At 42.6% G+C, this 16,195-nt stretch carries 6 protein-coding genes; 1 reads left to right on the top strand and 5 read right to left on the bottom strand.

Annotated features, from left to right (window positions below; genetic code table 11):
- The first annotated feature begins 19 nt into the window (after window positions 1-19).
- The gene (locus tag ACE1CD_RS03520) at window positions 20-1,540 is read left to right on the top strand and encodes a UDP-N-acetylmuramoyl-L-alanyl-D-glutamate--2,6-diaminopimelate ligase (protein WP_374790674.1); all 1,521 of its coding nucleotides are present in this window, start codon (window positions 20-22) and stop codon (window positions 1,538-1,540) included.
- Window positions 1,541-1,682: 142 nt separating this feature from the next.
- Here ACE1CD_RS03520 and ACE1CD_RS03515 read toward each other — a convergent pair whose 3' ends face one another.
- The 5 genes from ACE1CD_RS03515 to ACE1CD_RS03495 all read right to left on the bottom strand — a co-directional run bounded on the left by ACE1CD_RS03515 (window position 1,683) and on the right by ACE1CD_RS03495 (window position 16,027).
- Window positions 1,683-2,483: a DUF928 domain-containing protein gene (locus ACE1CD_RS03515; protein WP_374790672.1), complete on the bottom strand. Its 801-nt coding sequence runs from the start codon at window positions 2,481-2,483 to the stop codon at window positions 1,683-1,685.
- A gap of 350 nt (window positions 2,484-2,833) precedes the next feature.
- Complete coding sequence (locus tag ACE1CD_RS03510) at window positions 2,834-4,753, bottom strand: CHASE2 domain-containing protein (protein ID WP_374821671.1); 1,920 nt, start codon at window positions 4,751-4,753, stop codon at window positions 2,834-2,836.
- Between the two features lie 127 nt (window positions 4,754-4,880).
- A complete protein-coding gene (locus ACE1CD_RS03505; protein WP_374821669.1) occupies window positions 4,881-7,334 on the bottom strand; it encodes a filamentous hemagglutinin N-terminal domain-containing protein in 2,454 nt (817 codons plus the stop codon).
- 288 nt (window positions 7,335-7,622) lie between these two features.
- Window positions 7,623-10,367: a CHAT domain-containing protein gene (locus tag ACE1CD_RS03500; protein WP_374821667.1), complete on the bottom strand. Its 2,745-nt coding sequence runs from the start codon at window positions 10,365-10,367 to the stop codon at window positions 7,623-7,625.
- A 260-nt stretch (window positions 10,368-10,627) separates the two neighbouring features.
- The gene (locus ACE1CD_RS03495; RefSeq protein ID WP_374821665.1) at window positions 10,628-16,027 is read right to left on the bottom strand and encodes an AAA family ATPase; all 5,400 of its coding nucleotides are present in this window, start codon (window positions 16,025-16,027) and stop codon (window positions 10,628-10,630) included.
- Between the last annotated feature and the right edge of the window lie 168 nt (window positions 16,028-16,195).

Raw genomic sequence — 16,195 nt, 5'->3', positions numbered from 1 at the left:
TATGTGAGGAGTTGATGACATGAAGCTGCGAGAAATATTGGCAAAGGTTTCCAATATTGTGGAGTTACCCAATGAGTCGGCCCTAGATGTGGAAGTAACTGGGTTGACGACCAATTCCCACGCCTGCAAACCTGGAGATTTGTTTATCGGAATGCCCGGAACGCGGGTAGATGGTGGGGATTTTTGGCCCAGCGCGATCGCCGCCGGTGCTGTAGCTGCCTTGGTTTCTCCTCACGCCGCTCAAAAAGGCGCTCTTGAGATCTTGAGCGGGGGAGCGGGGGAGAAACCCCTTGTGATTCCGGCAAATGACATGGTGAAAGCTTGTGCGGAAGTGGCGCTAGCTTTTTATGGTTATCCCGGAGAAAAACTCAAACTGATTGGGGTAACAGGTACTAACGGGAAAACTACTACAACTCACTTAATTGAATTTTTCCTCAATCAAGCAGAGCAAGCTACAGGTTTAATTGGCACGCTGTACGCTCGTTGGCCCGGTTTTGAGCAAACTGCTACCCATACGACGCCTTTCTCCGTAGAATTACAACATCAACTCGCTCAAGCTGTAGCTGCTGGCTGCCACAAGCTGGTAATGGAAGTCAGTTCTCACGCTCTCGCGCAGGGACGAGTGATGGGTTGTCCGTTTGAGGTAGCTGTTTTTACTAACCTTACTCAGGATCACTTGGACTTCCATAAAGATATGGAAGATTACTTCAGCGCCAAAGCGCTGCTGTTTGGTTCGGATTATCTGAAAGGGCGGGCGATCGTTAATTTAGACGATCCTTATGGAGAGCGGTTAATTTCTCAGTTAGGCCCGGATCGAGTTTGGAGTTACAGTGTAAGCAACCCTAACGCAGATCTGTGGACCAGCGACCTCAGCTACGAGCCAACTGGCGTTAGCGGCAAACTGCACACGCCCAAGGGTGAAGTTGTTTTTCGATCGCCCTTAGTAGGTCAGTATAATTTAGCGAATTTGCTGGCCGCTGTGGGAACGGTTTTGCATCTGGGTTTGGATTTGTCTGCAATCGCGGACAAAATTCCTGAATTTCCGGGTGTGCCGGGACGAATGGAGACTGTACAAATTATACCGAACCAGGATATCAGTGCGATCGTAGATTACGCTCACACACCGGATAGTCTGGAGAATTTACTGAAAGCAGCGCGACCTTTTATACCGGGTCAGATGATTTGCGTGTTTGGTTGCGGAGGCGATCGCGATCGCACCAAGCGTCCTAAAATGGGTGGGATTGCCGCTCAATTAGCCGATAAAGTCGTTGTCACCTCGGATAACCCCCGCACTGAAGATGCAGAGAAAATTCTGCAAGATATCCTTGCTGGTATTCCAGAGTCAGTCAATCCGACGGTGATATGCGATCGGGCTGTCGCAATTCGCACTGCTATTTTGGAAGCCCAACCCGGAGATGGAGTTTTAATCGCTGGCAAAGGTCACGAAGATTACCAAATTCTCGGTACGGAGAAAATTCATTTTGACGATCGAGAACAAGCGCGATCGGCTTTATCCGAGCGTTTGTCAGCAACAGTCTGAAATAGACATCTGCAAAAATTATTGTGGGGTAGGCATCCTGCCTGCCCTTTGAGATTATTTTGGAGGAGATGTCTAACTAATGATGAGTTATGAGTTTGAAAAGTAAAAAATTAACTCATAACTCATAACTCACAGCTCAAATTTACTTGATCGCCAACCGTTGTCTTTCTTGCGCCGACACATTACTCAGTCCGGCTTGCTCCAGCAGCGACATAAAATCGGCACTGATAGACGGATCGTTTGGATTAGCTGTGTAGCTCCTAGCTAAATCTTCTAAGGCGTTGTACCATATGCCGGCTTGAGCGTAAACTCTGGCTTGTTCTCTGAGCGTCTGAGCAGAAGAGTATCCTGTTTGTACTGCTGCCAATTTTTGAGTTAGCTCGGCACTGGGAGAGACGCGCTCGATCCAGCTTTGCACAAATACATTATTAGAAGGGCGATTAGAATCGCAGATGAGGGACACCGACCACCGATATTTTTTCCCTACTTCCAGTGCCGGCAATTCCTTGGGTAGCTGGACTTGCACGATCCCGCTTTTTTCTACGGACATCTGCTGTAAGTATAGCGGTTTCGATACTCCCGGTTCGACTAAGGAAAACTGTATCGGTACCGATGTTTTATCTGAGACGTACCATAGAAATGTGGGATGACCGGAGACAGTTTGTCCGTTATGATCGTTAGGAACCAGCAGAGCCACGCTTATCGGTATAGACTGAGTGCATCCTCGCGAGCCAGCTCCTACGGTAGTTTTGGGTACTCCCCGATTGGGGGGATTGTATTGGAAAGGAGCATTAGCCCAAGCGATCGAGCTAAAACTCGAACTCAGATAGGTATTCCGCAACGCCCGATCCACACCAGCGTTCGACAAGCCGATCGTCGATATGGCAACGATAGAGGCCGTTCCTGCCAATACTGGGGCTAATTTCCGAAGATTAAGTATCATATCCAGTCGATCCCAGTGTTGAATTTAACAATTACGTTTTGCAGTTACAAAGATAGAACCCATCCAAACTACTCAAGAAATCGGTTTTTTGGCGCAGAAAAAACGGCTGTAATGACGCATTTTCATTCAAAAACCGCATTGAGAGTATAAGCCCTAAGAGAATGGACACCCTGTTAAAACTTTCCCTAGTTTGAGGGAATTATGTATCTTTGGACAAAAATAAATATTACTATCTTACTTAATTAGTATACCAAAAGGTAGAGAGATGTTTGTAAATATTTGGTTAATTTATATAATCTCTACATAAATAAGATGCAAACACTGGGATCTTGACGGGTAGTATTTTTGAATTAATCGAGCAGAACTTGGTAGATAGGAGTCAGCTGTTCTCGACCCTTAAGCTGCGTACTACCTACCAGTTTGGTGGTAAAAGAAGCGTGAATATACCGATAAGTTTCTTCGTTGATCAAAATCCGGCAGATGCCACCGTCGATCGATTTATCGTAACTTTCCAACCGCGCCGCTACGTTAACGCTATCTCCAATTGCTGTGTAATCTAGCCTTTGGGAACTGCCGATACTGCCAGTAACGATCGTACCAGTAGCAATACCGACACGCATAGCAACGGTAGGGCGTCCTTGGGTTTTCCACAATTCATTCAGTAATTCTAACGTTGAGCCCATTTGCACAGCACAACGCACGGCTGCGTTGGCGTCATGGGAAATCGCTTCTTCAGTGGTGCGGGGAATGGGAACGCCAAACACAGCCATAATTGCATCCCCAATAAACTTATCGACAACACCGCCGTGAGCTAAGACTAGCTGAGACATCGCTTCCATATATTCGTTAAGCCAAGACATCAGCACTTCCGGGTCGAGTTGTTCCGAGATGGTACTGAAGTTTTTCAAGTCGGTAAACAACACAGTAGCTGTCACCTTTTGTCCTTTGAGGCGTCCTTCCTTGAGTAAGCGATCGCGATCGTGCCAGATCGCTTCCGCAATTTGGGGAGTTACGTAACGACCGAAGATATTCATCACGATTTGGCGGTCTTTTCGTTCTATATGGGCAATGTATGCCACGATCGCCACAGCAGAAAGCAGCAAGCTGGCGATCGGCGGAATCACTGGTATCCACCAACTGTTCAAAAACGCCAAGTACGAACTCCCCAGCAAAGCTGTGGTAGCGATCGCCAGACTACCGGCAGTCCACCGCCAACTTTGTAACTGCCAAGCTAATGCAGCACCAACGCAAGACCAGAAAAAGATCCATCCATATTCCAGCGCATCAGGCCAACTTTTAATCAGGGAACCTCCTGATAGCGCCGCACTCAGAATTTGACTGCTTAGATGGGCGTGAATCTCCACACCAGCTGCCCGCTCTTGGAAATTAGTGCGACCGCCACTGTATGGAGTATAAAAAAAGTCATTCAAGCTAGCAGCTGTGGGGCCTACAATGACGATCCGGTTGCGAATCTTCTCTGGCGGTATCCGACCTTGCAGCACATCATTCATGGAAACCGTGGGGAAAGTGCCTCTTGGCCCTCTAAAATTCAATATTACTTGGTATCCCCCTGCATCTGCCCCCACATAGCTACCGTCGTTAGCTTCAAAAGGAACAAAAACGGTTTTACCCAGCTTCAGAAAACCGTTATCTGCCGCTTGGGGGGTAATACCTTCCGCTTGTAAATAAAGCATCGCCAGCAGCAGCCCAAAACTGGGGATGCTTCTATCTGGTGGTGTCAAAAATAACAAACCGCGACGGATTTTGCCATCACCATCCAATACCACATCATTAGCCCCGACTCTACCTTGCTTGCCCAGTATTGGCGGTGGGGCGACAGAAAAACCGCGACTGTCGCCAACAATTTTCTCAATTCCGATTAGGTTCGGTGTAGATTCAAACACCTTAATTAAGGCTTGATGACCGGGTTCTACTGGCAAATCTCGATACAAGTCTAAGCCGATCGCTCTCGGTTGCTGACTTTTTATTTTGTTGAGCAACTTTGCCAATACCTCATCCGGAACTGGCCACTTTTTAATTCCTTGCAGATCGGATTCATCAATACCAACAATCAGGATGCGTTCGTCAATTGGTTCTTTAGGACGCCAACGAAAAAATTGATCGAGCGCCGCCCACTCCAACGATTGCAATAAGCCACTCAAACGTATAATTATAATTAATCCTGCTACAGTAGGGGTGGCGAGTGCAACACCCCGCCATTCCCAAAGATTCTGTTTTAACTTGGGCCAGGATAAGTGCAATTTAGTCATTGCCGATCGAGTGAAGTGACGATAATTTTCGCTCTAATAATTTTTCCATTATTTTTATTTCGTCTACTCAAGATAATTCCATAATATGCTATTTTATTTATTTAGGTATTTGAGCCCACCTGCCATATTAAAATTGACAAATTAAATTGTTAGCATTGGCAACAACTGCCAATTGAGAGCTTGTTCCTAAAATAATGCTACCATCAGCTAGGATTGCAATTCCTTGCGCTTCCTGAATTGGGTCTTGTTCGCGCCATACAGGTAAGGGTAAACTTTGCGGCATTTCAGGACTTTTGCTTGAGCTTATATTTTCAATTACGGTGAGATTGTAACGACTGGTAAGAGCGTCGTAGGGATTGCTGGGTAAACCGCCTGTACCGATGAAAGTAAAACTGTTTTGTAAACTCTTTCCCCGCACAAGGCAACTGGTTGTTAAAACAGCTGAAGAAACGTCAAAATTATTCAGCAATGGAGCGAAAATATTTGGTACTTTGCTATCAGTAGTTCTGACTTGCACTACGCCACTAATTCCATTTTCAGAACTGGCAGTAATAGCGCTATCTGGGGAAATAAAAATTCCTTGACTGTTGATTTGTATATTACCTCCTTGACCGGAGAAAGCATTGGCATTAATTTCACTATTTTTTTTCACAACTAATGTATTTGTAAAAATAGTAATATTGCCTCCGTTACCCGCACCGCCTTCTGTACCAGCAGTAGCGGACATGAAACTATTTTCGTCCAGTAGCAAGGTTCTAGATATGACATTTATATCTGCACCTTCTCCCTTTATTGCTGTTCCTTCAAATCCACCTTCTTTTACAAGAAAAATAGAATCAGCTTTAATATCTAAATTGCCAGTTCTTCCGGTACCTCGACTGCGAACGCTGAGTCTGCCTCCATCTTGAAGAATGAGATTACCAGTATTTACGATGAGATTTCCCCCATTGCCTGTAGAGCCAGGCTCGGTAACAGCAGCAACAGAACTGAGAGCCGTACCGTCGGGAGACTTGCTCATTAATTCTATCATTGACAAAGCATTAATGACGATATCCCCCCCATTTCCTTGAGAAAACGAACTGGCTGCCAATCCTGCGCCCGATCGCACTGTTAACCGTCCAGTATTTACTTGCAATTTACCAGCATTTCCCGTACCCAAACTGCTGGTAAAAAAACCAGTGAAAAGGCGCACAATTGGCGAAATATAAATTGGGTTACTGCCAATCAATTCTAGCGACTCAGCAACGTTGGCAAGCAAATTTCCGCCTTCGCCTCCCCCAATAGTAGAAGTTGACAGAAAGGCATTATCCCGCGCTCTAAAATTGCGCGTATTTAGGGTCAATTTTCCGGCATTCCCGCCATTGCCAACTCCAGAGCCTGTCGCCAAAAACGATGCGCTCAAATCTATCGATTCTGTAGCATTTACCGCGATATCTCCACCGCGACCTGTGCTAAAAGTGGAAGTAGTAACGTAGGTGCCATTGCTAGCCATAAAATCGCGACTATTAATTATAATATTACCAGCGGCTCCCGCACCAAAGCTGATGCTGAAAAAACCATTTCGGAGACCATCAATAGTAAGATTTCCAGACACGAATCGTCTAATATTTTCATCATATTCTCCTGTGCCTATCATTTGTAATGATTCAGCAGTATTGGCAATTATTGTGCCGCCGTTATCGGTACCCAAAGTAATAGATATAATGCGCGATCGATCTTGCAATTGCAAATTTTGCGCTGTTACTTGAATTTCACCGCCGCCTGTACCGCTAGTATCGACAGTTGCTCCATTTAATAGTTGAATGTTACCAAAGCTTTGAATATCTGAATAGCCGAAAGCAAAACCGAGTTGAGTGGGTGCGATCGACACTTTACCAGAAGTAACGCTGCCCAATTCAATCCGTCCGCCCCTTGTAGTTGGTACGACATTTCCTGCTACTATTGTTAAGGGAATTCCACCCGCAGTTAAACCAGTTGCTTGGGGATTGTTGCTGCCAGAAATTGTGACATCACCACCCAGAAGTGCCAAAGTGTTTCCAGTTTGTACGGCGAGATTTGACCCTTGCACTTCCATTGTACCCGGATGCGATCTGCCAAATTGCAAACCAACAGGAACGCTCACAGCGAGTAGGGGTGGAAAATTTGGTTCAACAGCGCTAAATTCTGTTTTATCTGCGAACAAAATGGTATTGGCGGTACTAGCTAGAAAGGAACCGCCGATATTTAGCTGCGCGTTCGGGCCAAAAATAATTCCGTTGGGATTGAGGAAGAATATGTTGGTGCTGCCGTTAGCTTTGATAATACCATCTATATGAGAAATATTTCCACCGGTGACGCGAGTGAATATATTTTGAATATCGAGAGCGTTGTTGAAAAATGCGCTACTATCGCTGGGAATAGAAAATTCTTGAAAACTGTGAAATAGGTTGTTACCTGTTCTAGTTCCTCCGTCGATCGAGTGGGTATTGCCCTGTCGGTTAACAATAGAATTAACTGGCAAAGTGGCATCGGGTACAATTTGTGCCGATACTCTGGCAGTGATAAGGCAAAAGGTTAAGGGGAAAATAAAAAGTTTTTGCACATTTCTAATCTAGGGGGTAGAAAAAGTCAAAATTCATGGATTCAAAAGTCAAAAAAAGGCTAGCGGAGAAAGGAGAAAAGGAAAAATACTCATTGAGAAGAGTTGACAACTCACCCACCAGTATCAAAGACTCGTGAGCGAGTCTCAAGAACTACTTATAAATTAAACGATCGACATTAGCCGCATTACCTTGTCCCTCAGCGCGTATGGCAAAAAGTTGCACTGGCGTTACCAGCGTAGTCTGTCCATTTGATATGACGATATTCTTAAGCCAACTCAGCTAGTAAACTATAGCCAATTGCCAATCAGTATCAAGGGCGACCAAACTCCTGGATGACTGTAGTCATCTGAAGCAATCAATTTCATTTGCGCTCTTCGTAGCGCTTCCGCTTTGCTAATGTTAGGTTGGCGCAATTGGGTATAAAATGCTTCAATTAGCGGTACGGTTGCTTCGTCATTAATATACCACAAACTAGCCAGGGCACTTCTTACTCCCGCACGAACCGCAACGCCAGCAATTCCCAGTGCAGCGCGGTTATCTCCGGCGGCAGTTTGACAGGCACTTAATGTGAGCAGTTCTACTGGTTGTTTGTTTTTATTTGCAGCGTTATTTCGTCCCGCGAATCGCAATAAATTATCAATTTCATCGATCCCGATCCGGCGATCGTATCCCAATAAAAAGGTACTGGCAGCATCGACGCCAAATTTACCGTGGGTAGCCATATGAATGATGGGAAAGTTATTTTGGCGCAGTTCTGTTTCTAAGCGATTTAAGGTAAAATCTTTATCTAAGAGTTTGGTTCCTCCCAAAATCTTTTGCACTTCTGCTACTTCGGTTGCTACATTGGCAAGGGGTGCAAATGGTGGCCGTTCGACTGTTAAACCAACGCTGAGAGCTTTGAAGTTGCGGCGCTCGACTGGTTTGCTGGCAGTTAGGCTCAGGCTTGGTGTTGTGGCGATCGCATATTTTTGGATTAAAAATTGTTTGCCGTCGTGCAATGCTGCCATCGGGATTTTTCGCAACACTCCATCGTTAATAAAAACGAGGGTTTTAATATTTATTAATTCCCCATCTTTCTCCATTGGCCAAATCAACAAATCGTAGATTTTTTGAGCTTGAGGCAGGTATTCTTCTGTGGCTCTGTTTTCCAATAACAAGCGCAATCGATCTATTTCTTGTTGTAGTTGCTTTTGCCCCATCGCGACGGTATAATTTTTTAGTTTTCCTTCAGGCGATCGCACAATCATTTCTGTGCGATCGTCCAAAATAACCGAGTAAACTATTGCTGCATCTAGATCGGCTAAATTGCCATCATTTTGGGCGTTTTCTTTGGCTACTTGCACGCACTCGTCGCCGAAGAAATTCTGCAATTCTGCTAATTTAAGTAACTCCAGAATATCGATAACTTTACTTAAATTTTTCGGTTGTGTTTCACCGTTATTCATCTCTGCGGGTGACGTATAAATATTGCCGCCGTCAGAGCCAACTGAGTTTGATGGTTGTAAAAGCAGCCCCATCATTTGCCGATAAACTGGTTCTACAGAATCGCGAAAGTCAAATTGCAAGTCTTTGTTAGCCGCGAGAATGTCGCTGCGTATACTTTGGAGCGATGCGATCGCTTCAGAGTAGTAAGATATGGCTTTGGGAATTTTGCCAGTGGCTTTTTCGATCCGCCCTGCCTGCCATTGCCAGCGATAGAGACTATCAACAGCATTTATTTTCTGGGCAGCAAATAAAGCTTGGCGATTTAGATCCATTGCTTCGGTATATTGATGTGCTTTTTCGTATAATTGCGCTAAACTGCCAAGCGCAAAAGATTCGGCTCTGCTGTCGCCAATATGCCTCGATACAGCGATCGCATCAGCAAATATTTTGGCAGCAGCAGATGGCTCCGATCCTACGCCTAAATTAATTAAGGCATAGGATTTTTCCCGCGAGTCAGGTATTTTTTGCAGCAACTCATAAGCCTGCTCCCGATTTTTAGCGATCGCTTCTGAATTAACTGCATCCGGCTCTGTGACGCCCTGAAAATTATTGCCGCCCGCCGAGCCAACTGATGTAGAGTTGCTGAATGTAGTGCTATGCCGCTCTAGCAAGCGATTTAAATTCAGTAAAGCTTGTACAGTTACAGTATCGCTTACTCTCACTTGAATGCTTTCTTGCAAGGCTTTTTTGGCAGCAAAAATATCCTGTTTGGCTAGGTTATTTAACCGCGCATTTTCTCGTGCATCACCTTCTATTTGGGCTACATGAGCTTGATAAAGATATCGATCCGCTCGTTTGGCAAAAACATTTCCCAAGTTGTTGAGTGCAGTTTGAATCAAAGCCGATCGGTAATTGGGAATATTTTGATTGACCGATGCTCCATCTTTTAATTCACGAGCTATTTGCAAGCTATTTTGGAGGGAAGAAATAGCTTGTTCGTAGTCTCCCAAAGACCAATAAGAATTGCCCAATGCTGCCTCTACTGCTGCTTCGGTGAGGCGGTCTCGCTGATGCTGTGCAATTAAGAGAGAAGTTTGTAAAAGCTGGATGGCTCGTTTGTGCTGTCCCAGTTCGCTATAAGCTTGTGCTTGTTCTACGATTAATTTAGCTTGCTGAGTGCGCGAGTTGCGATCGCCTGCTTTTTGATAAATTTGAATGGCTTGTTCCCACTGCGCGATCGCTTTATCGATCTGGCCTATTTGCCTAAAAGCAAGAGCCAAGTTGCTGTAAATTACTGCCCGCTCCTCTGAAGCTGAAGTTTGGGAAAGGGCTTGTTGCCAGAGATTAATTGCTTCACCATATTTGCCAGCTTCATAAAACCCCTGTCCTTGCTGGACTAACTGGTTAACAGATAATTGTAAATTTGAAATTTCGGTTTTGACATTGGCATTTTCAACCGATAGATTTTTAAAATCTGAAATCGACGCTTTCTCAATATCTGTAAATCTTACCTGCGATGCGGAAACCGCTGTATCTAGCAAAGTACAAAGCAGGAAACTGACTAAAAATAATACATACCAGCGTTGCCGCTGTCGAAAAGTTTTCATTTGTTATTGTTTAGCGGTTAGTGATAGTTTAATTTTATCCCATCACTAACTGCTTATAGCAAAGATTTAACCAATTTTTTAGTTCTCCGTATCGGACTCGTGGGTTGGCAAAATTTTTAAGGATTCTGGGGTTGACTTCGGGAGCGGCTATGAAGGGGTGAGAAGTATCGCTTAACTCCTTACCGTGTGCGGCGTAGACTAATACTTGTCAAAAAAAAACAGGTTGCTTTTTGTCACGAAGATGATACCCTAAACTCCAGTTATAGTTGGATAGGTTTAATAGGAATTTCGATCGCGAATTCACTTCCCTTACCAACTTCAGAAAAGCATTTCAATTGTCCGCCATGCTTTTCCACCACAATTTGGTAACTGATAGCCAATCCCAAACCCGTACCGCTACCGATGGGTTTGGTGGTAAAGAAAGGCTCAAATAATCTAGAGCGGACATGAGGAGCCATCCCCAGCGCATTATCTATAATATGGATAGCTACGCGATCGCCACTGACAACTCGCGTGCGAATGCAAATATTTGGTGTAAATGCTGCTGGCTGAGCGTTGTCTTTTGATTGTTGTTCCAGAGCATCGATCGCATTAGTAAGGATATTCATAAATACCTGATTCATCTGTCCCGCATAGCATTCTACCGCTGGCAGTTCGGAGTATTCTTTAATAATTTGAATGGCTGGTTGTTCAGCCGTTCCTTTCAGGCGATGCTGTAAAATTAGGAGCGTGCTATCGATACCAGAATGAATATCAACCGATTTCATTTCCGCTTCATCAAGCCTGGAGAAATTCCGCAATGACAACACAAGCTGACGAATGCGATCGCTCCCTACTTTCATGGAAGTTAATATTTTCGGTAAATCTTGTTTAATAAAATCGAGGTCGATCGCTTCAGTTTCTGAATCAATTTCTGGCGTATTTTGGGAGTAAGTCTCTTGGTAAAGTTCAATCAACCGTAATAAATCTGCTGTATATTCATTAGCATGAGTTAGATTACCATAGATGAAATTAATCGGGTTATTAATTTCATGGGCAATCCCAGCAACTAGCTGACCCAAACTAGACATTTTTTCAGTTTGAATTAGTTGAGTCTGCGTTTGTTGCAGCTTTTGGAGGGTTGACTGCAAATCCTGATTGCTTTTTTGTAGTTCTTGCGTTCTTGATTCGACTTTTACTTCCAGCCTTTGCGAGTATTCTTCTAATTGCTGCTTGGCATCTTCTAAACTAGCAACTAAACGAGCATTTTCCAGAGAAATAGCAGCTTGAGAGGAAAGCAGTTTTAATACTTCTAATCTTTCTGATGTAAAAGCATCTGTCGCCAAGTTATTTTCTAAGTAAAACAGACCGATAAGTTTTTTTTGTTGTATAATTGGGGTACATAACAGAGACTTCGGTTGCTTTTCAGCAATGTAAGGATCTGCCAGAAGTCTTTCTTGAGTTTTCGTTTGGGTTAGTAGCACACTTTCTTGAGTTCTTTGCACGTAGTTCAGGATCGCCAACGGTACAGATTTACTAATTTCAATTGGCAAAGTCGGCAAAAAGATGATAGCGTTTCCCTGAAGTTCTACCGCAGCTTCAATAATAAATTTTCCGTTTTCTACCAAGATAATAGAGCCTTTGGTCGCTCCTGCATTTTCAATCGCAATCTTCATTAATTGGCAGATTAGTTGACTCATCATTATTTCGCTGGAAATAGCTAAAGACGCTTTCATTACTGTTGCCAAATCTAATACGCCTTCAATGCCTCTACTTGTGGTAGTTGTTGTATGATAGATATCAATACTTGTGGCTTTTTGGGATGTAATTTTAGAAAGGTATTGCGGATATTTCGATTCTAAGTCATTTACTTTCGCGGTTGCTCCCCAGCGAATATAACCATAGTAAGCTTCTGTGAGATAGAACTGAGCAATTTTGTGCGAACTGCGTGCGGCGTGGAATTCGGCTGCTAGTTCGTTGGCAAGTGCTTCTTCTTGAATGTAACCTTGTTCGCCTGCTGCAAGTATGGCGCGATCGTACAGTGCGATCGCTTGTTCATTTTGCCCCAAAACTCGCGCTTTCTCTGCCTCTACTAAATCGTATTTATGTTGATAATTCATTGGCGCATGAAGCGCCCATACTTGCATTTTTTCTTGGTTTGCTGAAATCTCAAGCAGGTATTTTTGTTGCTCATCAGGGTGGACATTGGTGTAATTAGCTAAAAGAGCCAGAGAGTGGTAGAAATTGTGTTCGACAGCACCGATACCTCCGGTAACAGCTTCTACATATTCCCCTGCCATCAAAGCATTTTTAACTGCTTTTATAGGTTCTTTAAAATAATAAGTAAGTATAGTTTTTGCTAAATACACACTAAAAAGTGAAAAGGAATTTTTGGCTTTAATAAAAATAGGCAGCATGGAGGTTTCGTTAAAAGCCCCACCAATTAAACGGCACTTGTCCTCTGTCTGCCCCAAAAAATTCAAAACCATTTGTCTTAAGATTTTTTTGTTATTTGCAGAAAAATCTTGTTTCAATTTAAGCATCAAGTTAATGTATTGGTCTGACTTTTTAGCGATTAGTTCTAAATGCTCTGCCAGGAAAAAACTGTGATAACAATAATTGTTAGCTGCATAGCCGGCATATTCAATATCTCCAGTTTCAAGTCCAATTTGAATGGTTTCTCTCAAAGATTCTAGGGTTTGATACAAATGCTCTTGCCAAATTCTTACAAGACCATTAAATATACATAATACTCTACATTTAATTTCTCTGGCATTGAATTTATCTAATATTCTTAAAGCCAGTTCACCATACCGATATCCAGAATCGATGTCTCCCATCGATCCACAGAGGAGTAAAGCATACAAAACATATCCGCAAGCGGAAGCTGAAGAATTACCATATTTAATAGATAGATGTACCAGCGTAAATATAATCTGAGGCAACTGCGCTGGGTTTGCTACATAAACAGCAGAAAAAAGGTTAATTAAGCACCTCATAGCTGCAAGCTTGTAGATATCATTCATTTCTGGGAGATTAATTAGATCTTCAATGGAGGTTTTCGGAGGTTCATTCTCTAGGGAAACTCCAAGCATCTCCAACACAGAAATTCCAGTATCAAGAGCTAATGGCATCTGCATTTTAGCCATATACATTTGCATTTTAGCTTCGTACACTTTGACTCTATCCAACAATTGTTTCGCTTGTTGCAAGACGATTTCAGCGTATTCAGATGCACGGTCAAAATTGGTGTTTAAATATTCTGCCTCCACTGCTTCCACATATAGATTCAGCGTCAGATCATACTGGTGCAACCAACTATCTGCTGCCAAGAGTTTAATGCCCATATTTAAATACTTCAAAGCGGCTTCATAAGCTGTTGCAGACTTTGCTTTTTGACCTGCTATCAAATTCAGGGAAGCTAGTTCATATTTTTCGGACTTATCCGCGATTAAATCAACACCAAAATTTAGCTGGTTAACAATATCAAAGATATTTACGTCTCGCTCCTGTGGCGTATTATTCTTTAGCAACATTTGCCCTATTTTTAGATGAGTAGTTTGTTTTTCGGCTTCAGGAATCAAAGAATAAGCTGCTTGCTGGACGCGATCGTGCAAAAATTTGTAACTTACTTTAGAATCATCAAATGCTAAAGTGCCTAGTTCTTCTGGCAGAAAAACAAGGGGTATTTTATAAGTTTCGGATAATGGCAATATCAAGCCTGCTTGCAGTGCATCCCATAAAAATGTTGCCGTGTTTGAAGCAGATGACTCATTAACAATAGCAAGCACATTTAAGTTAAATAAGTTCCCAATACAAGCTGCTAATTTTAATACATTCTGTGTATTTTTTGGTAGTTTTTTAATATTTCTAGCAACTAATTCAACAATGTTATAATCGGCGATACCAATTGCTTGAATTTGCTTAAAGTCCCACTGCCAGCGGGCGTTGCTGAAATCATAGGTTAGCAGTTTTTCCGAGTACAGAGTTTTGAGTAACTGGGTCAAGAAGAAGGGATTACCTTGGGTTTTGTTGAAAACAAGTTCTGCTAGAAACTTGGACTTTTCAGATTCATCAATAGTATCAGCTATTAATTGACTGACGTGGCTAATATTTAAAGTTTTAAGAACGATCGTATTGACCATCGCACCAGCTTTTTGAATCGACTCTAATTTCTGAATTAGAGGATGGGTAGCACTTACTTCATTGTCTCGATATGCTCCTATAGTTAATAAATATTTGCTATCTGGATCGGTCATCAAAAGTTCGATTAATTTTAGAGATGCTGCATCTGCCCACTGTAAATCATCTAGGAATACGACTAAGGGATGGTCGGCTTGACAAAAAACGTGGATGAATTGTTGAAATACTCGATTAAATCGATTTTGCGATTCTGTTGGGCCGAGTTCCGGTACAGGTGATTGCATACCGATAATTAATTCAACTTCGGGAATAACATCAATAATTATTTGACCGTTTTGTCCCAAAGCTTCTAACAATTTTTGTTGCCAAATTTCTAGTTTTTCGGCACTTTCGGTGAGCAATTGCTGCATTAATGAACGAAAAGCTTGAATTAAGGCAGCGTAAGGAATATTCCGCTGAAACTGATCGAACTTGCCAGCGATAAAATAGCCTCGCGCTTGCACGATCGGTTTGTGAACTTCATTGACTAAAGCCGATTTGCCAATACCTGAATAACCTGCAATCAGCATCATTTCCCTTGCGCCAGCACTAACTCTTTCAAAAGTAGCCATTAGCGTGGCAACTTCTGCTTCTCTGCCATAGAGTTTTTGCGGGATGAGGAATTGACCTTTCTTATCCCGTTTACCGGGGGTAAACTTTTCTATTTTGCCTGTTCTTTGTAACTGTTCTAAACAGTTTTCTAGGTCAAATTTTAGTCCCTCAGCACTTTGATATCGCTCCTCAGCGGTTTTGGCTAATAACTTCATGGTTATTTCTGAAACAGCGCTTGGAATTTCTGGATTTAATTGGTGAGGCGGGACGGGTTTAACAGCAATATGGCAGTAAACTAATTCCAGGGTATCTGTAGTTGTAAAGGGTAATTGTCCTGTTAAAATTTCATAGAAGGTGACACCCAGAGAATAGAAGTCTGTGCGATAGTCCAGAGCGCGATTCATCCGACCAGTTTGCTCTGGAGACATATAAGCTAGGGTGCCTTCTAGTGAGTTGGGATTGTTGATAATTTGAGTTTCTCGATCTAAGCGTGTGGCAATGCTAAAATCTGTAATTTTGACCTGTTCTGTTAAGGGATTAATGATAATATTTGAAGGCTTAATATCTTTATGAATTATGGATAGCTTATGCAGTTCGTATAACGTGCGTGCTAGTGCGATCGCTATATTTAAAAATTCACTTAGCGAGATTTGTCGAGAGGCTATTAACTGTTGCAGGGATTGACCGCCAAAATCTTCTAAAATTAAAGCAAAACCATGAAGATATTTTTTAAAATTTATAGCTTTAACTATCCCTTCGCACTCAAGATTATGAGTAATTTTATATTCTTGTTTTAAGCGGGTAATCTCTTCAACAGTGGGATAGTCTGATTTAAGGACTTTAATGATTACTAATGAATGCTGTTGCTCGTCATATCCTCTAAAGATCGCGGTTCTAAAGCCAGAGACAATCTCTTGTGTAATTTTGTATCCCGATAATGCAAGCATCAAAGGTATTCTCCCAAAATATAATTTTTTTGTATATGATATCTTGACACCAGAATGAGTTTATGTATATCAGAAAAAATACTTATTTTTGCTGATAATGGAAATAGTCTATTGGCTGTTGGTGCTGGATTTTCTAATAATATCCTCTAGACGCAGCGTTTTAGGCAG

It is taken from the genome of Aerosakkonema sp. BLCC-F183, from assembly GCF_041929145.1.
Classification (GTDB): domain Bacteria; phylum Cyanobacteriota; class Cyanobacteriia; order Cyanobacteriales; family Aerosakkonemataceae; genus Aerosakkonema.
Note: the sequence above shows the minus strand (reverse complement) of the source record. Positions and strands in the feature narration are given on the sequence as shown.

Excerpts from the sequence above, each read along its gene's own strand:
- ACE1CD_RS03510 (WP_374821671.1), bottom strand. The coding sequence starts at position 4,753 with ATGACTAAATTGCACTTATCCTGGCCCAAGTTAAAACAGAATCTTTGG.
- ACE1CD_RS03495 (WP_374821665.1), bottom strand. The coding sequence starts at position 16,027 with ATGCTTGCATTATCGGGATACAAAATTACACAAGAGATTGTCTCTGGC.
- ACE1CD_RS03520 (WP_374790674.1), top strand. The coding sequence starts at position 20 with ATGAAGCTGCGAGAAATATTGGCAAAGGTTTCCAATATTGTGGAGTTA.
- ACE1CD_RS03500 (WP_374821667.1), bottom strand. The coding sequence starts at position 10,367 with ATGAAAACTTTTCGACAGCGGCAACGCTGGTATGTATTATTTTTAGTC.
- ACE1CD_RS03515 (WP_374790672.1), bottom strand. The coding sequence starts at position 2,483 with ATGATACTTAATCTTCGGAAATTAGCCCCAGTATTGGCAGGAACGGCC.